The organism is Brachybacterium paraconglomeratum (genome assembly GCF_003994255.1).
Taxonomy (GTDB): domain Bacteria; phylum Actinomycetota; class Actinomycetes; order Actinomycetales; family Dermabacteraceae; genus Brachybacterium; species Brachybacterium conglomeratum.
This window is the reverse complement of sequence record NZ_ML133852.1, coordinates 202063-222997: the sequence shown is the minus strand read 5'-3', so window position 1 is coordinate 222997 and position 20935 is coordinate 202063. Positions and strand designations below refer to the sequence as shown.

The following is a 20935-nucleotide window of genomic DNA, read 5'->3' as shown; positions in this document are numbered from 1 at the left end:
CGACGTGCCGAAGCTCTCGCGGCGTCCTCCCTCGACCCTGCCCTGCCACCTCGGAGAATGTTCTGATGCTGATCCTGCTGCCGCCCTCGGAGACGAAGACCCGGCCCAACGAGGTCGGGCATCGTCCGCTCGACCTCGACGAGCTCGCGCTGCCGGCGCTGCGGGAGGCGCGCGGGACGATGCTGCGAGCCGCGCACCGCACCGCCGCGGGGTCCGACGCCGCCTCCCGGCTGGGGGTCCCGGCCTCCTCCCCCGAGCTCGTCGGGCGCATGCTGCATCTCGAGCAGGAGCCCGCCGCCGCGCCGCTCGGCGTGTACTCGGGGGTGCTCTACGACCAGCTCGAGCCGGGCGCGGAGATCCCCGGCGACCGTCGCGTGCTGGTCCAGAGCGCCCTGCTGGGCCTGGTCGACGCCGGGTGGGACCGGATCCCCGCCTACCGTCTCTCCGCCTCCTCGCAGCTCTCGCGGCTGGGGAAGGCGGGTTCCTGGTGGGCGCCGCGGCTGACGCCGATCGCCGCACAGCTGCGCGAGGAGGAGGCCGCGGGGTCCTCGCCGCTGGTGGTCGACTGCCGTTCGGGCTCCTACCGCTCGATGATGGCGATGCGCAGCGGGGACGGGGTGCGGGTGCTGGAGGTCGCGCCGGTGCAGGAGAGCGGCGGGGTCCGCAAGGTCATCTCCCATGACGCGAAGCGCTACCGGGGCCTGGTGACCCGTGTCCTGCTGGCGGCTGAGGCCGCGCCCGCCACGGCGGAGGAGCTGGTCGACGTCGTCGGCGAGGGCCTCGCCGGGATCTCGGGGCGCGGCAGCTCCCGGCTCGGCGTCGAGCTGGACGGGGACAGGCTCGTCGTGGTCGACCGGGTCGACTGACGCCGCCTCGACGGGCGTGGTCCGCCCGGCCGCGTCCACGGGTCCGGCAGAGCGCCGCGGCCCCGGCTCTCGGGCGGCCCCGTCGCGTTCGGCCTACCCGACCGGGCTCGGCCTACCCGACCGGGTTCAGCTGGCCCGGCCGCCCCACGGGTCGGTGACCTGCGCGGTGATCTGCACGTCGAGGCTCGGCAGCGCCTCCGTGAGCAGCTCGCGGGCGAGCGGGAGCCACAGCGCCTCGCTCGCGGCGTGCGGCACGTCGATCAGCGCCGGCACGGCGGCGGGGTCCGCCGCGGACTCGAGGTGCTCGAGCGCCGGGTGGTGGCGCAGGTCGGAGGTGATGTACACGTCGGCACCGCTGCGCGTGGCGGCCTCCAGGAAGGAGTCGCCCGCCCCGGGGCAGACGGCGACGGTGCGCACGGGACGCTCCGCCTCGCCCGTGTGCAGGATCCCGCGCGCGGTCGCGGGGACCAGGGCCGTGATCTGCTCGGCGAGGCCGCCGACGGTGGTGGGCGTCGCCGGCTCGCCGACGGCGCCGAGCCCGAAGCGGGTGGAGCCGTGACCGGCCTCCTCCCCCTCGTCACCGGGCAGCAGCGGGCGGGGGTCCTGCAGGTCGAGCGCCCGCAGCCAGGCGCCGACGGTGCCGCGGGTGGAGCGGTCCACGTTGGTGTGCCCGCACCACAGCGCCGTCCCGGCGCGCAGCAGGTCGGTGACCACCGCGCCCTTCCCGTCGTCGGCAGGCAGGAAGCTCGCCCCGCGCAGCAGCAGCGGATGGTGGGTGATCAGCAGCTCGGCGCCGGAGGCGACCGCCTCGCGGGCGACCGCGAGCGTCGGGTCCACGGCCAGAAGCACGCGGGAGACCGGCGCCTCCCGCTCCCCGAGGACGAGGCCAGCGCGGTCCCAGTCCTCCGCCCAGGCGAGCGGATAGGCGGCCTCGAGCACGCCGACGACGTCGCCGACGGTCACGGTGGTCTCGGAGGTCGCCGGGGTCCGGGCGCTCATGGCGCTCATCCGCGCAGCGCCCGCGTCTCGACGAGCGCCGCCTGGTAGGCCTTCCACGGCATGAGCACGCACTTGACCCGCGCGGGGAACTTCGCCGCGCCCATCAGCGCGACGCCGTCGCCGATCAGCTCCTCGTCACCCTCGATCCGTCCGCGGGAGCCGATCGCCTGCTCGAAGTGGGTGCGCACCGGCTCCACCTCCTCGACGCCGTGGCCGATCAGGAGATCGGCCATGATCGAGGCGGAGGCGCGGCTCATCGCACAGCCGACCGCGTCGTAGGAGACGTCCTCGATCCGCTCGGCGCCGTCCTCGGACAGATGCAGGCGCAGCGTGATCTCGTCGCCGCAGGTGGGGTTCACGTGGTGGACCTCGGCCTCGAACGGCTCGCGCAGCCCGGCGTGGAGGGGCCGCTTGTCGTGCTCGATCACGAGCTCGGTGTAGAGCGCGGAGAGATGGGTGCTCATGAGAGGGCTCCGAAGAACTCGACGGTGCGGGCGACGCCGTCGACGAGCGCGTCGACCTCGGCGTCGGTGGTGTGGACGGAGAAGGACGCGCGGGTGGTGCCGTGGAGCCCGAAGCGGCGGTGCAGGGGCCAGGCGCAGTGGTGGCCCACCCGCACCTCGATGCCGTAGGAGTCCAGCACCTGGCCGACGTCGTGCGGGTGGCGGCCGGCGACGCCGAAGGCGACTGCTCCGGTGCGCTGCGGGGAGGCGGCCGGGCCGATGATCCGCACCCCGTCGATCCCGGAGAGCCCGTCGATCGCGCGCAGGGTGAGAGCCTGCTCGTGCGCGGCGATCTGCTCCATGCCGAGCGCATCGAGATAGTCGCAGGCGGCGGCGAGGCCGACGGCCTGGGAGATCGGCGGGGTGCCGGCCTCGAAGCGGGCGGGCGGCTCGGCGAAGGTGCTGGCCTCCATCGTCACCGTCTCGATCATGGATCCGCCGGTGAGGAAGGGCGGCATCGCCTCGAGCAGCTCGTAGCGGCCCCAGAGCGCGCCGATCCCGGTGGGGCCGAGCATCTTGTGCCCGGACAGGGCCGCGAAGTCGACGCCCAGCGCGGCGAGGTCGAAGGGCATGTGCGGCGCGGACTGGGCGGCGTCCAGCACGGTCAGCGCGCCGACCGCGCGCGCCGCCTCGACGAGCCGGCCGACGGGGTTGACCGTGCCGAGCACGTTGGACTGGTGCGTGAACGCGAGGACCTTCGTGCGCTCGGTGAGCAGCGAGTCGAGGTCCGTGAGGTCGAGGGTGAAGTCCTCGGCCATGGGGATCCAGCGCAGCCTCGCGCCGGTGCGGCGGGCCAGCTCCTGCCACGGGACGAGGTTCGCGTGGTGCTCCATCTCGGTCACGAGGATCTCGTCGCCCTCGCGCACCCGCAGGCGCTCGGGGGTGGAGGTGTCGCCGTCGCCGAGGGAGCGGGCGACGAGGTTCAGCGCCTCGGTCGCGTTCTTCGTGAAGACGATCTCCTGCGCGGAGGGGGCGCCGAGGAAGGCGGCGAGCCGCTCCCGGGAGTCCTCGTAGGCGTCGGTCGCAGCCCCCGCCATGCGATGCGCGCCCCGCTTGACCGCGGCGTGGTCATGGGTGAGATAGGCGACCTCCGCATCGATGACCTGCTGGGGGCGCTGCGAGGTGGCGCCGCCGTCGAGGTAGATCATCGGGGTCTCGGGGTCGAGCATCCGCTGCAGGATCGGGAAGTCGGCCCTGATCGCGTCGACGTCGAAGGGTCTGGTCGCTGCGCTCACCTGCGGGGCCTCCTGTGGTCGATGGCGGTCCGGCCAGTATAGGAACGCCCAGGTTCCGGAGGCGGGGCCGTGAGACCCTGTGCACAGTCCGCTCGACCGCGACCCCGGAGGTGCCCGTGGAGACCCTGATCCTCGCCGCGATCGGTGTGTCCATCGCGGTCTCCCTCATCGTCATCATCGGCCGCATGCTGGTGCGCCGGCGCGAGGAGCGCGAGAAGTGGGAGCGGGACGGCCGTCCCGAGCCGCGCGAACGAACCCCCGAGGAGAAGGAGCGCGACCGCCGCAGCGCCATTACCTGGGGATGCCTCGTCGTGGCCGTGCCCGTGGTGCTGGTGCTGGCGTACTGGGTCAGCCGCTGAGGCTGCGGCCCTTCGCGCGCCGGCCGCCCGCGTCGGCCCCGCGACGGAAGCGGACGCAGACCGAGTGGCGTGTTTCGACCGGTATTGCTGAGGAGTACCGGTCGGAGTACGCCACTCGGTGCAGGGACGGCCGGGCGGCGACGACGGGGCGTGTGCGCCGGGGCTCAGCACGGCCACAAGGGTCGCGGGAGTCGTGCTCGGACTGTGCTCCACTCCGTGCCAAAGCCCCCGACCCAGCACTGTCAGTGCAGGTCAGGGGCCTCTCTTTGGGTGGGTCGTGAGGGGCTCGAACCCCCGACCTTCTGGGTGTAAACCAGACGCTCTGACCAGCTGAGCTAACGACCCGGAACGGGGTCTCCCCCGTCGAAGCGGAGCGACCCCGCCGGAACGGGGACTGCCCCGTCAGCGCGGGGTGTCCCCGCCGTGACGGGGTGCCCCGTCGGTGGTGGCGGTCAGTTGGTGCGGCTGGCCAGGCGGGTGCCGGTCCAGTCGGCGGCCAGCGACAGCGAGCTCATCACACGCAGGCCCGCGATCTCGGCGCTCTCCTGCACCTCGCCCGGGGCGACATGCCCGGGCCGGCCGGCCTTCGGCGTGAGGAGCCACACAGGGGCGCCCGCCTCGATGTTGCGCAGCGTGTCGACGAGGGCGTCGGTGAGGTCGCCGTCATCGTCGCGCCACCACAGCACCACGGCGTCGACGATCTCCTGGGTGTCCTCGTCCTCCATCTCCTCACCGATCAGGTCCTCGATCGCGTCGCGGAGATCGTGGTCCACGTCGTCGTCGTAGCCGATCTCCTGCACGATCTGACCCGTGGTGAGGTTCAGCGCCTCGGCGATGGCGCTGGGCGTGGGGGCGTCGGCCGACGGTGACAAGAAAGAACTCCTCAGGACGTGGTGTCAGTGCGAGCGCAGCATTCCGATCGACCCGCACGGGCCCACCGCGAGTGCTGCGCGCGCCGATTCTATGCCACGGCGCACTCTCCTGCATTCCCGGCGCAGGACGTCGGTCCCGGTGCAGGCGGCAATGTCCCGAGCGTCACAGATGAGGAGGGTCTGTGAAGGTCCTCGGCGCGTCGCACGACGGTAGTCTGGACGGAACCGAGGCCGACAGGAGCCGGGCCCACCGGCGTTCTTCAGCTCCCGCGGCCGGTCCATCGACTCCGGTAGAGAGAAGGACAGTGTGACTTCGCACGAGACCCCTCGTCCCATCGGCATCAACCTGCCGAGCCACGCGCAGGATCCGGACCCGGAGGAGACCCGGGAGTGGCTCGACTCGTTCGACGGACTCGTCGAGCACCGCGGCGTCGACCGCGCCTCCGAGGTGATGCAGAGCCTGATCCAGCACGCTCGTGACGAGGACCTGCACCTGCCGGACTCGCTCACCACGGACTACGTGAACACGATCCCCGCGGATCAGCAGCCCGAGTACCCCGGTGACGTCGAGCTCGAGAAGGAGCTGCGCAACATCAACCGCTGGAACGCGGCGATGGTCGTCCATCGCGCCCAGCGCCCCGGCGTCTCCGTCGGCGGGCACCTCTCCTCCTACGCCTCCATCGCCACGATGTACGAGGTGGGCTTCAACCACTTCTTCCGCGGGCGCAGCCACCCCGGCGGCGGCGACCACGTCTTCTTCCAGGGACATGCCTCCCCCGGCATCTACGCCCGCGCCTTCGCGATGGGCCGCCTCGGCCAGGAGGACCTCGACGGCTTCCGCCAGGAGGTCTCCTCCGAGCACGGCATGCCCTCCTACCCGCACCCGCGGGCGATGCAGGACTTCTGGGAGTTCCCGACGGTCTCCATGGGCATCGGCCCGGTCAACGCGATCGAGCAGGCCTCCTTCGACCGCTACCTGCACAACCGCGGCCTCAAGGACACCTCCGAGCAGCACACCTGGGCGTTCCTCGGCGACGGCGAGATGGACGAGGTCGAGTCCCGCGGCGCGCTCCACATCGCCGCGAAGGAGCACCTGGACAACCTCACCTTCGTCATCAACTGCAACCTGCAGCGCCTGGACGGCCCGGTCCGCGGCAACGGCAAGATCATCCAGGAGCTCGAGAGCCAGTTCCGCGGTGCGGGCTGGAACGTCGTCAAGGTGATCTGGGGCTCGGGCTGGGACCCGCTGCTCCAGGAGTCCACCGACGGCGCGCTCATCGACCTGATGAACGCGACCCCGGACGGCGACTACCAGACCTACCGCGCGGAGAACGGCGCGTTCATCCGCGACAACTTCTTCGGCCGCGACCCGCGCACGAAGGCGCTCGTCGAGGACCTCTCCGACGACGACATCTGGTGGAAGCTCAACCGCGGCGGCCACGACGCCAAGAAGATCTACGCCGCCTTCCAGCAGGCGATGACGCTGAAGAACGGCAAGCCGACCGTCATCCTCGCCCACACCATCAAGGGCTACCGCCTGGGCTCGAACTTCGCCGGTCGCAACGCGACCCACCAGATGAAGAAGTTCACGATCGAGGACCTCAAGGCGCTGCGCGACACCCTGCGCATCCCGATCTCCGACGAGCAGCTCGAGTCCGGCAGCGTCTACGACGCGCCGTTCTACCTGCCGGGCGACGACTCCCCGGTCATGCAGTACCTCAAGCAGCACCGCGAGGCGCTCGGCGGCCCGGTCCCCTCCCGCAGCACCGAGCACAAGGCGCTCGAGCTGCCGGGCGACAAGGCCTACGAGGTCGTCCGGCGCGGCTCCGGCAAGCAGGAGATCGCCTCGACGATGGCGCTCGTGCGCCTGCTCAAGGACCTCATGCGCGACAAGGAGACCGGCAAGCGCTGGGTCCCGATCGTGCCCGACGAGGCCCGCACCTTCGGCATGGACTCGCTGTTCCCGACGGCGAAGATCTACAACCCGGACGGGCAGAACTACCTCTCGGTGGACCGTGACCTGCTGCTGGCCTACAAGGAGTCGACCTCCGGCCAGATCAAGCACATGGGCATCAACGAGATCTCCTCGACCGCGGCCTTCACCGCGGCGGGCACCTCGTACGCCACGCACGACTACCCGATGATCCCGTTCTACATCTTCTACTCGATGTTCGGGTTCCAGCGCACCGGCGACTTCTTCTGGGCCGCCGGCGACCAGATGGCCAAGGGCTTCGTCATCGGCGCGACCGCCGGCAAGACGACGCTCGCGGGCGAGGGCCTCCAGCACATGGACGGCCACTCCCCCGTCCTCGCCTCGACCAACCCCGGCGCGGTGATCTACGACCCGACCTACGGCTACGAGCTCGGGCACATCATCCGCGACGGTCTGAAGCGCATGTACGGCGAGGACGACCGCCTGCAGGAGGTCTTCTACTACATCACCGTCTACAACGAGCCGATGGTGCAGCCGGCCGAGCCCGAGGACCTGGACGTGGAGGGCCTGCTCAAGGGCATGTATCTCCTCGACCAGGCGCCCGAGGGCGACGGCCCGGTCGCGCAGCTGCTCGCCTCCGGCGTGGGCGTCCCGTGGGCCAAGCACGCCCGCGAGCTGCTCGAGCAGGACTGGGGCGTGCGCGCCAGCGTGTGGTCGGTGACCTCGTGGACGGAGCTGCGCAAGGAGGCCCAGGAGGCCGAGAAGCACAACCTCCTGAACCCCGAGTCCCCGCGCACCCCGTGGATCTCGCAGCGCCTCGAGGGCGTCGAGGGCCCGTTCGTGGCCACCTCGGACTACGACTTCATGGTCCCGGACATGATCCGCGAGTGGATCCCGGGCCGCTACGGCGTGCTCGGCGCCGACGGCTGGGGCTTCTCCGACACCCGCCCGGCCGCCCGCCGCCATCTGAAGATCGACGCCCACTCGATGGTCGTCAAGACGCTGCAGATGCTCGCCCGCGACGGCAAGGTCGACCCCTCGGTCGTCCGCCAGGCCATCGACAAGTACGACCTGACGAACGTGAACGCCGGCGAGTCCGGCTCGTTCGGCGGCGAGTCCTGATCACCCCCGTCGGGCCGCTCCTCCGTGCGAGGGGCGGCCCGACGGCCGCTCTCCCCCTCTCCGCGGCCCGTCTCGTCCCACGAGCGGGCCGTCCCTCACTCCCCTGGAGGTACCTGTGCTCGCGATCGTCTGCCCCGGCCAAGGGGCGCAGAAGCCCGGCTTCCTGACCCCCTGGCGCGAGCTGCCGGGCGTCGAGGAGCTGCTGGGCTCGCTCTCCGAGCCGGCCCGCATCGACCTGCTGCGCCACGGCACCGAGTCCGACGCCGACACGATCCGCGACACCGCGGTCGCCCAGCCGCTGCTGGTCGCCGCGGGCATCGTCGCCGCGTCCCAGCTGCGCTCCGAGGAGGACCTCCCCGCGGCCGACGTGCTCGCCGGCCACAGCGTCGGCGAGCTGACCGCCGCGGCGCTCGGCGGGGTGCTCTCCGACGAGGACGCGATGCGTCTGGTCGCGGTGCGCTCGCGCGCCATGGCCACCGCCGCCGCGGCCGAGCCCACCTCGATGGCGGCCGTCGTCGGCGGCACCCGCGAGGACGTGCTCGCCGCGATCGAGCGCCACGGACTCCACCCTGCGAACATCAACTCCGCCGCCCAGGTCGTCGCCGCCGGCAGCGCCGAGAAGATCGCCGCGCTCGGAGAGGACGGCCCGGCGAAGGCCCGCGTCATCCCGCTGCAGGTCGCCGGGGCCTTCCACACGCCGTACATGGCCGCCGCCCGCGAGGAGCTCGCCGCCTTCGCGCCGACGCTCTCCCCCGCCGACCCGACCCTCCCGCTGGTCTCCAACGCCGGCGGCGAGGTCGTCACCTCGGGCGCGCTGTACCTCGACGCGATCGTCACCCAGGTCGCCTCGCCCGTGGACTGGGAGGCCTGCATGGCGACCTTCCGCGACCGCGGCGTGACCGCGATGATCGAGGTCGCCCCCGCGGGCACGCTCACCGGGCTCGCGAAGCGCGAGCTGAAGGGGATCGCGCTGGCGAACCTCAACACACCCGACGATCTCGAGGCCGCCCGCGCCCTGGTGCGCGAGCACGCCGGTCTCGCGCCGTCCGACCAGGAGGCCTGACATGGCGATCACCCTCACCGCCCCGAGGACGGTCCCCGGCTCGCAGATCCTCGCCTACGGCGCGGCCCGCGGCGACCTGGTCGTCCCCAACGACGACCTCGTCGGCCCGATCGACTCCTCCGACGAGTGGATCCGCCAGCGCACCGGCATCGTCACCCGCACCCGCGCGAGCGCCGAGGTCGGCGTCAAGGACCTCTCCCTCACCGCGGCGAAGGAGGCGATCGAGCGCTCCGGCATCGCGCTGGAGACCCTCGACGCGATCATCGTCTCGACGATCTCCTTCCCCTACCCGACCCCGTCGCTCGCGACGCTGCTGGCGGGCGAGCTGGGCCGGCCCGACGTCATCGCCTACGACATCTCCGCGGCCTGCGCCGGCTTCGCCTACGGCATCGGGCAGGCCGACTCCCTGATCCGCTCGGGCGCCGCCCGGAACGTGCTGGTGATCGGTGCGGAGAAGCTCTCGGACTTCGTCTCCCCCACCGACCGCTCGATCTCGTTCCTGCTCGGGGACGGGGCCGGCGCCGCGGTCGTCGGCCCGTCCGACGCCCCGCGCATCGGTCCGACGGTCTGGGGCAGCGACGGCGACCACTGGGACACGATCCGCATGACCGGCTCGTCGATCGACTTCCGTGACGGGAAGGCCGAATGGCCCACCCTCGAGCAGGACGGCCGCACGGTGTTCCGCTGGGCCGTCTGGCACACCGCGAAGAAGATCCGCGAGATGCTCGAGCTCTCCGGCATCGGCATCGAGGACGTGGACGTGTTCGTCCCCCACCAGGCGAACATGCGCATCATCGACGAGCTCGCCAAGCAGCTGAAGCTGCCGGAGGACGTGGTGATCGGCCGCGACATCGCCGAGACGGGCAACACCTCCGCCGCGTCGATCCCGCTGGCCACCCACCGCCTGCTCGAGGAGGGCGCTGCGAAGAGCGGCGACGTGCTGGTGCAGTTCGGCTTCGGCGCCGGGCTCGCCTACGCCGGCCAGGTGCTGGTCCTGCCCTGAGCCCCGCCCGGGCCGCCGGGCACCGCCCGGACGACTGTCACCCGCATCACGACCGGGAAGTAACATCGTTCGGCCTGACCGGAACAGCACAGCGTCCCGGGTAGTCTGTCCCCGCCACACAATCCGAACATCCCTAAGGAGCACCCATGGCACACACCGAGAACGAGATCCTCGAGGGCCTCGCCGAGATCGTCAACGAGGAGACCGGTGTCGCCACCGAGGACGTGAAGCTCGAGAAGTCCTTCACCGACGACCTCGACATCGACTCCATCTCGATGATGACCATCGTCGTGAACGCGGAGGAGAAGTTCGACGTGCGCATCCCCGACGAAGAGGTCAAGAACCTCGCCACCGTCGGCGACGCCGTCAAGTACATCGCGGGCGCCCAGAACTGAGCCCCGCCTGACGCCCGGGACGGGTTCGTCCCGGGCGTCGCCGTTCCCCGTCTGCCCCGACCCGGAGGTCCGCATGTCCGCTTCCCGTTCCCGAGTCGCCGTCACCGGCCTCGGCACCGTCAACCCGCTGGGCGCGGATGTCGCCTCGACGTGGGAGGCGGCCCTGGCCGGGACCTCCGCGGCCCGCACCCTCGAGAACGACTGGAAGGAGTCCTACGGGCTCTCCGTCGACTTCGCCTGCCGTCTGGTGCCCGGGGCGCTGGACTCCCTGAGCCGTCCCGAGTCGAAGAAGCTCGACCCCTCCGGCCAGTACGCGATGGTCGCCGCCCGCGAGGCATGGGCCGATGCGGGCGCTCCCGACGTCGACCCGACCCGCCTCGGCGTGGTCGTCGGCACGGGCATCGGCGGCATCTGGACGACGCTGGACCAGTGGGACGTCGTGCGCGAGCGCGGCGCCCGCCGCGTCAACCCCTTCACCGTGCCGATGCTGATGGCGAACTCCTCCGCCGCGAACATCTCCATGGAGCTCGGTGCCCGCGCCGGCGCCCACACCCCCGTCTCCGCCTGCGCCTCCGGCTCGGAGGCCGTGGCGCTGGGCATGGGCATGATCCGCGACGGCCGGGCCGACGTGGTCGTCGTCGGGGGCACCGAGGCGTCCATCCACCCGATGACCATCGCGGCCTTCGCGAACATCCGGGCCCTGTCCACGCGCGTCGACGATCCCGAGCACGCCTCGCGCCCCTACGACGTGGACCGCGACGGCTTCGTGCTCGGCGAGGGCGCGGCGATCCTGGTGCTCGAGAGCGAGGAGCACGCGAAGGCGCGCGGCGCCCGCGTCTACGGCTACGCCGCCGGCCGCGGCATGGCCTCCGACGCCCACCACATCTCGGCCCCGAACCCCGAGGGGCAGGCGGCCGCGGTGCGCGAGGCGGTCCAAGACGCCGGCCTCGCCGCCAAGGACATCAAGCACCTCAACGCCCACGGCACCTCCACCCCGCTGGGCGACATCGGCGAGCTGCGCGCGGTCTCCGACGCGCTGGACGGCGTGACCGACCAGATCGTCGTCACCTCGACGAAGTCGATGACCGGGCACCTGCTCGGCGGCGCGGGCGCGCTCGAGACCCTGTTCTCGGTCCTCGCCGCGCACCATCGCACCGTCCCGCCGACGATCAACATCGAGGACCTCGACCCCGAGACCCCGATGGCGATCGCGAACGGCGCCCCGGCGCAGCTCCCCGAGGGGGATCTCGCGGTGCTCAACAACGCCTTCGGCTTCGGCGGCCACGACATCGCGCTGGTGGTCACCACGGCCTGACCGGCACCCCTGCCGCAGCGCTCGCGAAGGGCGCCCGCTCCCCTCGGGGAACGGGCGCCCTTCGCGCATCGGAGGGTCGTGCGGCCGCGGCCGACGCGCGCTCAGCTGACGCGGTGCAGCCAGCGCATCGGCACGCCCTCGCCGGCGTGGCGGTAGATCTCCAGCTCCTCATCCCACGGCGCGCCGAGCGCGATGCCGAGCTCGCGCGGGAGGGCGCGCGGGTCGGAGCCGGCGCGCTCCATGCAGCCGCGCACGTGGTCCTCGGTGAGCACGATGTTGCCGGCGTGGTCGGTCGCGGCGTGGTGGATGCCGAGCTCGGGCGTGCAGCTCCATCGGGCGCCGTCGACGGCGGCGGTCGCCTCCTGGGTCACCTCGAAGCGCACCTCGTGCATGCCGCGCAGCGCGCTGACCAGGCGTGCGCCGGTGTCCTCACGGCCGCGCCAGGTCATCTCGGCCCGCTGCAGGCCGCGGCCGACGGGCTGGTCCTCCCAGCGGATGCGTGCGGGCATGCCGAGGACCCCGCTGGCCGCCCATTCGATGTGGGGCGTGAGGGCGCGCGGGGCCGAGTGGATGTACAGAACGCCCTGAGTCATCTCGTTCCTTCCGGTGTCCGATGCGTCTTCCCCAACGAATCGAAACCATGGACGGAACCGATGGCAGCGCGTGTCTGTCCGAGACGAGCTTAAAGGGTCTCCCTGATCTGGCGCAACGCGCGCTTCTTCACGGAGCGTTCGAGGCCGTCGATGTAGAGCTCCCCGTCGAGGTGGCCGACCTCGTGCTGGATGAGGCGGGCGATGAGCCCTTCGCCGGCCAGCTCGATCTCCTCGCCCTCGAGGTCCGTGCCCACGCAGCGGGCAAAGGCGGAGCGGGTGCGCGGGAAGAAGAGCCCGGGCACGGAGAGGCAGCCCTCGTCGTCGTGCTGCAGCTCCTCGGAGAGCTCGACGATGACGGGGTTGAGGATGTACCCGAGCTCACCGGTCTCGACCAGGTGCCAGGAGAAGGCGCGCTGGCCGATGCCGATCTGGTTCGCGGCCACGCCCGCGCGGGCGGGGTCGTCCACGGTGTCGAGCAGGTCCCGCACGAGGGTGCGGGTGCCGTCGGTGACCGTGCGGATCGGGTCGCAGGGGGTGCGCAGGACGGGGTCGCCGACGACTCGGATGGGACGGACGGTCACGCCTGCTCCTCCCCCGGCTCCGCGCCGAGTACCCGGTGGGTGACCTCGACGCCGGGGACGACACTGCGCTCGACGGTGCAGCCCGCGGCGACGGCCCGGTCGAAGACCTTCACGACCGTGGCGATCTCCTGCGCGGTGAGCCCCTCGAGCGGGAGCTGCACCTCCTCGGCGATCGACAGGTAGCGGTTCTCGGCCTCGTCGGAGGTGCCGTGGGCCCACAGCCGAGCCTCGAAGTCCTCGCCGAGGCGGCGGGCGAGGTTCACGTCGCTGCTCATCCCGGCGCAGCCGATCAAGGCGAGCTTGAGCAGCTCGCCGGGGCTCGCCTCGCCCTCGCCGTGGCCGATCGGGATCTCGACGCCGCGCTGGGTCCGGCCGACGAGGGTGCGGTGGCCGGTGCGGTCCGCCCACACGCTGCCGGGACCGAAGTCCTCCGGGAGCGGGAAGCGGTCATCGGGCAGGGAGGGCATCGGCATGCTCCTTCAGGGGGCCGGAGGAGAAATGACTCAGCCCCGGACGAGGCCGGGGCTGAGTCGCAGGGGCTCCCGCAGTTGGATTCGAACCAACAACCCTTCGATTAACAGTCGAATGCTCTGCCGTTGAGCTATGCGGGATCGACCTGGACGACTGTAGCAGGATCGGGGCCGGGCTCGCATCCCGGAACCCCCTCACGACCGGCCACTATGACGAAGGTTACGCGTCCGCGCCGGGTCCCGTCGTGGATGCTGACGCGTCATCGCCCGGACCGCCGCTCCCGGATCGAGGAGGTCGCCATTCCTCCGGAGCACCTCGAGGAGGCGGGTGGCGCCGCCGCGACCCGCCAGCCCGTCTGAGTCGGAGTGCCCGCGGGGCCCGTGGCGCGGCGTCGAACCAGGTCATGCGGCCGTGCGTGGTAGATTCGTCCGGGCCCTCTCGAGGGGCCACGGCCCAGTAGCTCAGCCGGTCAGAGCAGCGGACTCATAATCCGTCGGTCGCGGGTTCAAGCCCCGCCTGGGCTACTCCTCCCCCTCGGCGGGCATCTGCCGCAGCAGGTGTCTCAGCGCGTGCTCGAGCTCGGGGTGAGCAGGCTCGAAGCCGCTCCTGCGCAGCCGGTCGTCCGAGACGTCCTGGTCGGTGCGGATCAGCTCGTCGGCCCCGGCGCAGCCGAGCAGGAGCGCAGGTCCGGCGGCGGGGACGGGCAGCAGGGCGGGCCGGTGCAGCACCCGCCCGAGGGCCCTGGCGAACTCGCCGGCGGTGACCGTTCCCGGCGCGACCGTGTTCAGCGGCCCGGCCGCCGTGCTCGAGAGGATCACGTGGGCGTAGGCCCGGACCATGTCGTCGAGCGAGATCCAGGAGATGGCCGCGTCCCGCGCGGTGAGCCGACCGCCCACTCCCGCGAGGAACAGCGGCAGCTGCGGCAGCAGCGATCCGCCGCCGTCGCTGAGCACCAGTCCCGTGCGGAGCAGCGCCACCCGCAGTCCTGCCTCGCGCGCCGGGGTCGTCGCGGCCTCCCAGTCGCGCACCACCTCGGCGAGGAACCCCTCCCCCGGGCCGGAGTCCTCGACCAGCTTCTCCCCCGGCCGGCGCGGCCCGTAGTACCCGATGGCGGAGGCCTGCACGAGGGCCGTCGGCCCATCGGCCATACCGGCGAGGGTGCGGGAGAGGAGCGTGGTCCCCGCGAGGCGGGAGGCGCGGATCTCCGCCCGTGCCGGGGCGGTCCATCGCGTTGCGATCGACCGACCCCCGAGGTTGACCACGACGTCCACGCCCTCGAGGTCGGCGGGGTCGAGCCGCCCTCCCTGTGGGTCCCAGGAGATCTCTCCCGGCGCCGCCGCGGCGCGCCGCACGAGCGGCCGGACGGTGTGACCGCCGGTGCGCAGCAGCGCCGCCAGCTGGCTGCCGATGAGCCCCGAGGACCCGGCGATCGCCACGGTGAGCGGGCGCCGGCCCGCCCGCGCCGCGTGGAAGGCGAGGTCCTCGCGCAGCTGGCGGGCGCGGAAGTGGAGCACGCCCCGCACCAGCTCCCCGACACGGGGCTCCCATCGCTCGAGGCGCCGAGGCAGCTCGACCTCGAGGCGGTCGTGCACCGCGGCGCCCGAGCGGCTCTGCTCGACCGCGTGCTCATGCCGCCAGGTGCGCCAGGGGCCGCGCACCTGCTGGTCGGCGAAGTCGAAGGGCGCCGTCGCATCGGCGTGGCGCAGCAGCCAGCGGGGGCGCAGCGGCTGCGGGAGCAGCGTCGGGCCGAGGCGCACGCCGACGAGACGGCCCTGCCTGGTGCCGCCCTCGGCGGCGTCCTCGGCCGTGGCGAGACCCGGCGGGGTGAGCCGTGTGAGTGCTCCGGGCCGTTCCAGCCAGGCGTTCACCTCGTCCCGGGGATGCTCGAGGTGGTAGCGGGTCTCGATCCTCACGGCGACTCCTCGATTCCGGAGCGGGCGGTGGGCCACCCGATCACGTCGGCTCCTCTCACGCTACCTCGCCGAGCTATGGACGCGTGGAGCAATGCCGCGGCACGGTGCACGCTCGGCGGCACGCCATGCCGGGCAACGCCCAGCGCCCCCTTTGACGCCGCGGCCGCACTGTGCCCCGGGTGCAGGAGGAGGCGCTGTGACACGGCGCGCCCGACAGGGGTGTCCGAGGCCTCGCCGTCACCGGCGGGGTCATCGTCTGCGTGGGGCTGGGGCCGGAGATGACCGCTCGACCGAGGAGAGCGGCGCGTCGGAGGTGCTCTCGGCATCGAGCGCCCCCGCGATGCGGCGGAGGAAGGCGGCGACCTCACCGCGTACCTCCTCGGGCACCTGCTCCGCCGCCTCCTGCATCCGCGTGTGCAGGCCGTCCAGGCGCTCCCGGACCTGCGTGTGCCCGTGGTCAGTCGCGACGACGACGCTCGAGCGGCGATCATCCGGGTTCGGGACCCGTTGCAGATGCCCCGAAGCGGTGAGACGGTCCAGCAGCTTCGAGCTGGAGGCGCCGGAGATTCTGAGCAGCCGCGCCAGGCCCAGAGGGGTCAGCGGCTCCTCGTGCCGCTCGTGCGCGATGACATGGCGCAGCGCGGCCAGATCGGTCATGTTCATGTCCATCCCGGCGCTCGTCCGACGGCGCATGTCGCCGTGTGCGGCCTGGTAGGTGCGCAGCGCCGCGAGCAGGTCGATCGCGGAGTCGTGCTCGGGGTACCAGTAGCCGTCGGAATGCTCGCCCCTCGCCGCTTCCCCGGGCCTCTCCGTCCACTCGCCCGACGCGTCGGCGTAGGGCGCCTCATCCGCTGCGCCGGCCGCGACCGGATGCGCGGTCCCCGCCCGTCGCGACTCCTGGGCGCCGCCACCTTGGTCCATCCCAGGATCGTAGCGTCCTGCCGGCGTCGGACGTCCGCGCGGTCCGTACACCCTGCCGAGAGCCCTCCCGCCTCCCCGCGGCGCGCAGGGCCGGCAAGCGCTGGCGCTCCGCCGCCGATCTGCTGACCGCCGGCCCCGACGACGCGACAGACCGCGAGCGCCGCGAGGCGGCACGCGAGCGCGGACTCCGGGCCGGACGCGCCTCCTCGAGCGGTGCCGTCAGTCCGACGGTGCCCGCAGCGACCGACGCTTGATCTGCACCTCGGTCAGACGCGCCATGATCTGCTGGTAGCGCTCCGCGTCGGAGGGATCGGTGCGCTGGAGGCGCTGTTTGAGCACGGAGTACTCGCGCGTGATCGACAGCTCGCTGAGACGGTCCAGGAGCGAGACGCCGAGCCGTCCCAGCGCCTCCTCGCTGCGGGCCGGCAGGTCGAGGTTCGCGATCTCCACGATGAGCGGCCGCACCGTCTCGCCGGCGATCTCGAGGACCTGCTCCAGATAGCGCGCGGCGGGCAGCTGCCCGCCCACGGCGTCCAGGAGGGTTCCCGCGGCCAGCATCACGTCCCACACCCCCTGCAGGGCAGGGACGTGGAAGGAGTCGTCCGGCAGGCCGGCCACACGCTCCGCGTCCAGCAGGTGCGGGGCCTGCAGCATCACCGCCAGCGACTGGGTCTCGACCTGGCCCACGGGGTCGCGGGGGCTGACCACGTCGGCCAGGCGCGGGATCGGCAGGGCGCCACCGTCGTCCTCGATCACCGGGGCACCGGGCCGCTCCCCCGTCCGCTCGGGCGGCATCTCGTGGGCGCGGTGCCCGCCGCCCTCGGTGCGGGCGGCGTCGTGCACGGCGCGCAGCACGGTCCGCTCCTCCATCCCGAGCCAGCCGGCGAGCCGGCGCGCGTACTCGGGCCGCATCGCACGGTCCCGGATCCTCGCCACGACCGGCGCGGCCATCCGCAGCGCGGTGACCTGGCCCTCGACGGTGTCGAGGTCGACCTGGGAGATGGCGGTGCGGATCGCGAACTCGAACAGCGGCCGACGGGTCTCGATCAGCTCCCGCACCGCCTCGTCGCCGCGCTGGATCCTGAGATCGCAGGGGTCCAGGCCGTTCGGCTCGACCGCGACGTAGGTCTGGGCGACGAAGCGCTGGTCCTCCTCGAAGGCGCGCAGCGCCGCCTTCTGCCCGGCGGCGTCGCCGTCGAAGGTGAAGACGACCTCCCCGGCCAGGCCCTTCCCGTCGGTGTTCAGCCGCAGCCCGGCCGACGGGTTCGAGTCACCCATCACGCGGCGGACGATCTTCACGTGCTCGGCGCCGAAGGCCGTGCCGCAGGAGGCGACGGCGGTGGTGACCCCGGCCAGGTGTGCGGCCATCACGTCGGTGTAGCCCTCGACGACCACCACGCGGTGCTGGGAGGCGATCTCCTTCCGGGCGAGGTCGAGGCCGTAGAGCACGGAGGACTTGTGGTAGATCGCGGTCTCGGGGGTGTTGAGGTACTTGGGGCCCTGGTCGGACTCGAGCAGGCGCCGCGCCCCGAAGCCGATGGTCTTGCCGGTGATGTCGCGGATCGGCCACACGAGGCGCCCGCGGAAGCGGTCGTAGACGCCGCGCTGGCCCTGGGAGACGAGCCCGCTGGCGGTGAGCTCCTCCTCGGTGAAGCCCCGTCCGCGCAGCACCGAGGTCAGCGAGTCCCAGCCCTCGGGCGCGAAGCCGACGCCGAAGTGCTCGGCGGCGGCCTGGTCGAAGCCGCGCTCGGTGAGGAAGCGCCGCCCGATCTCGCCGATCGGGGCGGAGAGCTGCTCGCGGTAGAACTCCTCCGCGATCGAGTGGGCGTCCAGGAGGCGGCGCCGGGTCCCGAAGTCGGGCCGGTCCCCGCCCTTGCCGTCGCCCTCCTCGTAGTGCAGCTGGACGCCGTAGCGCCCGGCGAGCATCTCGACCGCCTCGACGAAGCTGAGGTGGTTGATCTTCTGGACGAAGGAGATCACGTCCCCGCCCTCGCCGCAGCCGAAGCAGTGCCAGTGGCCGAGCTGGGGGCGGATGTTGAACGAGGGCGTCTTCTCGTCGTGGAAGGGGCACAGCCCCTTCATCGAGCCGATCCCGGCGGTGCGCAGCGTGACGTGCTCGGAGACGACCTCGTCCAGGCGGGAGCGCTCGCGCACGAGGTCCACGTCGGCGCGGCGGATCAGTCCCTGTGCCACCCGCTCAGAGCTCCGATCCGAGGCCGGGCAGGGGCATGTCCGCGGCGGTGACGTGCGTGAGGGCGCGGTCGTAGAGCACCTCGTGCAGGCGCCTCGCGGTGACATCGGTGTAGGAGGCGATCTGGTCGACGATCACGCGTCGCCGGGCGTCGTCGTCCTCGGCCTGCTGCCACAGCTCCGCGAACAGGGGGCTGAGGTGCTGGGTGCCGGTGTGCCACAGCCGGGAGTAGAGGTCGCGGATGATCTCCTCCTGCGCCTCGTAGACGGGCTGCTGGGAGGCGGAGGACATCACGTACGCGGCGGCCAGGCCCTTCAGCACCGCGATCTCGACGTGGGTCCCCTCCGGCACGATCACGTCGCCGCCGTAGCGGGACAGGGGCGCGGGCCCGTGCTCGGCGCGGGTGGCGGTGATCGCGGAGCGGGTGAAGCGGCCGATGAGCTGGCTGGCCATGTCCTTCAGCGCCGCGGCCGAGCGCATCGACCCGTCGAAGGCGGACATCCAGGAGGGCTCGGCCTCGAGGCGGGTCAGCGCCGCGTCCAGCGCGTCGAGGCTCTCGTGGGGCATGTACCAGTCCTGGACGACGTACAGCGCGGCGGAGCGCTCCATCGGGTCGCGCAGGCGGCCGAGGTCGAGGGTGCGTCCGGTGATCGCGTCCTCGATGTCGTGGACGGAATAGGCGATGTCGTCGGCGAGGTCCATGACCTGCGCCTCGAAGCACTTCCGTCCCTCCACGGCGCCCTCGCGCGCCCAGGAGTAGACGTCGTGGTCGTCGGCGTAGGTGCCGAACTTCGGGGAGTCCGGGTCCGGGCCCTCGCCGCGCGACCAGGGGTACTTGATCGCAGCGTCGACGCAGGCGCGGGTGAGGTTCAGCCCGTGGGGGCGCTCCGGTCCGATCACCTTGGGCTCGAGGCGGGTGAGCAGGCGCAGGGTCTGGGCGTTGCCCTCGAAGCCGCCGAAGTCCTTCGCGAGGTCGTCGAGGACCTTCTCGCCGTTGTGGCCGAAGGGCGGGTGGCCGAGGTCGTGGGAGAGGCAGGCGGCGTCGACCACGTCGGGGTCGCAGCCGAGCTCGGCGCCGATGTCGCGTCCCACCTGCGCGACCTCGAGGGAGTGGGTGAGGCGGGTGCGGACGAAGTCGTTCGCGCCCGCGCCGAGCACCTGGGTCTTCGCACCGAGACGGCGCAGCGCGGAGGAGTGCAGCACCCGGGCCCGATCCCGCTGGAAGGGCGTGCGGGCCTGGGACTTCGGCGGCTCGGGCACCCAGCGCTCGAGGTCGTGGGCGGAGTAGCCGACGGGCGGGACGGCCGCGGCGGGGCCGGGAGGGGCGGTGGTCGTCATGGCTCAGCCGCCCGAGATGTCGAGCTCGGCCTCGTGGAGGCGGGCCCGGTGCTCGTCGGACAGCTCGCGGGTGTCCATCCAGCCGGCGGGGACGGTGGCGTTGCGGGGGTGGCCGGTGCGGCCGCGCGGCCCCTCGACGTCGGCGCCCGGGTAGGGGGCGGTGAGGTCGAGCTCGGAGAGCTTCTCGTCGAGGTCCACGAGGGACTCCATGGTCGCGAGCCGGCGCCGCATGTCGCCGCCGACGGGATAGCCCTTGAAGTACCAGGCCACGTGCTTGCGCAGGTCCTTCACGCCCCGGTCCTCGCTCTCGTAGAACTCGGTGAGCAGCTCGGCGTGTCGGCGCAGGATCCGCGCGACGTCGCCGAGGCCGGGCCGGACCCGTTCGGCGCTGCCGGAGAACCCGGCGGCGAGGTCGGCGAACAGCCATGGCCGTCCCTGGCAGCCGCGGCCGACGACGACGCCATCGGCGCCCGTCTCGTCCATCATCCGCAGCGCGTCCTCCGCGGACCACACGTCGCCGTTGCCGAGCACGGGGATGTCGGTGACCGTCTGCTTGAGGTCCGCGATGGAGCTCCAGTCCGCGGTGCCGGAGTACTGCTCCTTCACGGTGCGGCCGTGGAGGGTGATCGCGGCGGCGCCGACCTCCTGGGCGATCAGGCCCGCGTCGCGGTAGGTGAGGTGGCCGTCGTCCACGCCCTTGCGGGTCTTGAGCGTCACCGGCACGTCCCCGGCGGCCTCGACCGCGGCGCGCAGGATGCGGGTGAACAGCTCGTCCTTCCAGGGCAGCACGCCGCCGCCGCCGCGACGCGTCACCTTGGGGACGGGGCAGCCGAAGTTCAGGTCGATGTGGTCGGCGCCGTCGCGCTCGAGGATCATCTCCACCGAGCGGGCGACGACCGCGGGGTCCACGCCGTACAGCTGGACGGAGCGGGGCCGCTCCCGATCGGCCATGCGCAGCAGGCGCCACGACTCGCGGTGGTCCTCGATCAGCGCGCGCGTGGTGACCATCTCGGTGGGGAACAGACCGCCGTCGTCCTCGCTGTGCAGGGCGCCGAACTCGCGGCACAGCACGCGGAAGGCCATGTTGGTGACCCCGGCCATGGGCGCGAGCATCACCGGGGTGTCCACGGTGAGCCTCCCGATCGTGAGAGGTCGCCGAATGCGCTCCCGTCCTGGGGCCGACGGGGCGTCGGCGGGGGCGGGAGCGGCGGTCACGGCGGTCACGGTGTCGGTCAGAAGGGTCATCGTCCCTGGATTGTCCC

The 20935-nt window shown here is 72.5% G+C and carries 19 protein-coding genes and 3 tRNA genes; 8 read left to right on the top strand and 14 right to left on the bottom strand.

Going from position 1 to position 20935, the window contains the following annotated elements:
* Positions 1 to 65: 65 nt before the first annotated feature.
* On the top strand, positions 66 to 866 hold the full coding sequence (yaaA, locus tag DS079_RS05130; RefSeq protein WP_126985433.1) for a peroxide stress protein YaaA: 801 nt from the start codon (positions 66 to 68) through the stop codon (positions 864 to 866).
* Between the two features lie 126 nt (positions 867 to 992).
* Here yaaA and DS079_RS05125 read toward each other — a convergent pair whose 3' ends face one another.
* From DS079_RS05125 to DS079_RS05115, 3 genes are read right to left on the bottom strand one after another with little or no spacing between them, the layout of a single operon-like run.
* Entirely contained in the window at positions 993 to 1865 is an 873-nt protein-coding gene (locus tag DS079_RS05125; protein ID WP_241237553.1) for a Nif3-like dinuclear metal center hexameric protein, read from the bottom strand.
* Between the two features lie 5 nt (positions 1866 to 1870).
* The gene (gene sufU / locus DS079_RS05120) at positions 1871 to 2329 is read right to left on the bottom strand and encodes a Fe-S cluster assembly sulfur transfer protein SufU (RefSeq protein ID WP_010551644.1); all 459 of its coding nucleotides are present in this window, start codon (positions 2327 to 2329) and stop codon (positions 1871 to 1873) included.
* On the bottom strand, positions 2326 to 3603 hold the full coding sequence (locus DS079_RS05115) for an aminotransferase class V-fold PLP-dependent enzyme (protein ID WP_126985429.1): 1278 nt from the start codon (positions 3601 to 3603) through the stop codon (positions 2326 to 2328). The genes sufU and DS079_RS05115 overlap by 4 nt, the downstream gene beginning before the upstream one ends.
* A 116-nt stretch (positions 3604 to 3719) precedes the next feature.
* Here DS079_RS05115 and DS079_RS05110 point away from each other — a divergent pair, with 116 nt between their 5' ends.
* The gene (locus DS079_RS05110) at positions 3720 to 3962 is read left to right on the top strand and encodes a hypothetical protein (RefSeq protein ID WP_053915700.1); all 243 of its coding nucleotides are present in this window, start codon (positions 3720 to 3722) and stop codon (positions 3960 to 3962) included.
* 271 nt (positions 3963 to 4233) lie between these two features.
* Here the strand turns inward: DS079_RS05110 and DS079_RS05105 are convergent.
* Together DS079_RS05105 and DS079_RS05100 are read right to left on the bottom strand one after the other, a co-directional pair.
* A tRNA-Val gene (locus DS079_RS05105) sits at positions 4234 to 4307 on the bottom strand.
* Positions 4308 to 4414: 107 nt separating this feature from the next.
* Positions 4415 to 4834: a DUF3052 domain-containing protein gene (locus DS079_RS05100; RefSeq protein WP_126985427.1), complete on the bottom strand. Its 420-nt coding sequence runs from the start codon at positions 4832 to 4834 to the stop codon at positions 4415 to 4417.
* A 307-nt stretch (positions 4835 to 5141) separates the two neighbouring features.
* On the opposite strand from DS079_RS05100, the gene aceE reads away from it, so the two are divergent.
* The 5 genes from aceE (at position 5142) to DS079_RS05075 (ending at position 11665) form a co-directional block, all read left to right on the top strand.
* Positions 5142 to 7889, top strand: a complete 2748-nt coding sequence (aceE, locus tag DS079_RS05095) for a pyruvate dehydrogenase (acetyl-transferring), homodimeric type (protein ID WP_126985425.1) — start codon at positions 5142 to 5144, stop codon at positions 7887 to 7889.
* Positions 7890 to 8004: 115 nt separating this feature from the next.
* The gene (locus DS079_RS05090) at positions 8005 to 8952 is read left to right on the top strand and encodes an ACP S-malonyltransferase (protein ID WP_126985423.1); all 948 of its coding nucleotides are present in this window, start codon (positions 8005 to 8007) and stop codon (positions 8950 to 8952) included.
* Position 8953: 1 nt separating this feature from the next.
* The gene (locus tag DS079_RS05085) at positions 8954 to 9955 is read left to right on the top strand and encodes a beta-ketoacyl-ACP synthase III (RefSeq protein ID WP_126985421.1); all 1002 of its coding nucleotides are present in this window, start codon (positions 8954 to 8956) and stop codon (positions 9953 to 9955) included.
* Between the two features lie 146 nt (positions 9956 to 10101).
* A complete protein-coding gene (locus DS079_RS05080; protein ID WP_010551652.1) occupies positions 10102 to 10350 on the top strand; it encodes an acyl carrier protein in 249 nt (82 codons plus the stop codon).
* Between the two features lie 73 nt (positions 10351 to 10423).
* Entirely contained in the window at positions 10424 to 11665 is a 1242-nt protein-coding gene (locus DS079_RS05075) for a beta-ketoacyl-[acyl-carrier-protein] synthase family protein (protein WP_126985419.1), read from the top strand.
* 101 nt (positions 11666 to 11766) lie between these two features.
* Here DS079_RS05075 and DS079_RS05070 read toward each other — a convergent pair whose 3' ends face one another.
* The 4 genes from DS079_RS05070 to DS079_RS05055 form a co-directional block, all read right to left on the bottom strand.
* Positions 11767 to 12258, bottom strand: coding sequence for a DUF3145 domain-containing protein (locus tag DS079_RS05070; RefSeq protein WP_126985417.1), 492 nt, complete (start codon positions 12256 to 12258; stop codon positions 11767 to 11769).
* 89 nt (positions 12259 to 12347) lie between these two features.
* A complete protein-coding gene (locus DS079_RS05065) occupies positions 12348 to 12839 on the bottom strand; it encodes a peptide deformylase (protein WP_126985415.1) in 492 nt (163 codons plus the stop codon).
* Positions 12836 to 13306 carry an OsmC family protein gene (locus DS079_RS05060; protein ID WP_126985413.1) on the bottom strand — a complete coding sequence of 157 codons (471 nt, stop codon included), beginning with the start codon at positions 13304 to 13306 and terminating at the stop codon, positions 12836 to 12838. Before DS079_RS05060 ends, DS079_RS05065 begins: the two co-directional genes overlap by 4 nt.
* 72 nt (positions 13307 to 13378) lie before the next feature.
* Positions 13379 to 13450, bottom strand: a tRNA-Asn gene (locus DS079_RS05055).
* Positions 13451 to 13760: 310 nt separating this feature from the next.
* Here DS079_RS05055 and DS079_RS05050 point away from each other — a divergent pair.
* Positions 13761 to 13834, top strand: a tRNA-Ile gene (locus DS079_RS05050).
* Here the strand turns inward: DS079_RS05050 and DS079_RS05045 are convergent.
* From DS079_RS05045 to dusB, 5 genes are all read right to left on the bottom strand, one after another.
* The gene (locus DS079_RS05045; protein ID WP_126985411.1) at positions 13832 to 15223 is read right to left on the bottom strand and encodes a TIGR01777 family oxidoreductase; all 1392 of its coding nucleotides are present in this window, start codon (positions 15221 to 15223) and stop codon (positions 13832 to 13834) included. The two genes, DS079_RS05050 and DS079_RS05045, sit on opposite strands and share 3 nt — an antisense overlap.
* A 249-nt stretch (positions 15224 to 15472) precedes the next feature.
* Positions 15473 to 16144, bottom strand: a complete 672-nt coding sequence (locus DS079_RS05040) for a MarR family winged helix-turn-helix transcriptional regulator (protein ID WP_126985409.1) — start codon at positions 16142 to 16144, stop codon at positions 15473 to 15475.
* 219 nt (positions 16145 to 16363) lie between these two features.
* Positions 16364 to 18337, bottom strand: coding sequence for a DNA primase (gene dnaG, locus DS079_RS05035; RefSeq protein WP_126985407.1), 1974 nt, complete (start codon positions 18335 to 18337; stop codon positions 16364 to 16366).
* Positions 18338 to 18341: 4 nt separating this feature from the next.
* Complete coding sequence (locus tag DS079_RS05030; RefSeq protein WP_126985405.1) at positions 18342 to 19673, bottom strand: deoxyguanosinetriphosphate triphosphohydrolase; 1332 nt, start codon at positions 19671 to 19673, stop codon at positions 18342 to 18344.
* 3 nt (positions 19674 to 19676) lie between these two features.
* Complete coding sequence (gene dusB / locus DS079_RS05025) at positions 19677 to 20918, bottom strand: tRNA dihydrouridine synthase DusB (RefSeq protein ID WP_010551667.1); 1242 nt, start codon at positions 20916 to 20918, stop codon at positions 19677 to 19679.
* Between the last annotated feature and the right edge of the window lie 17 nt (positions 20919 to 20935).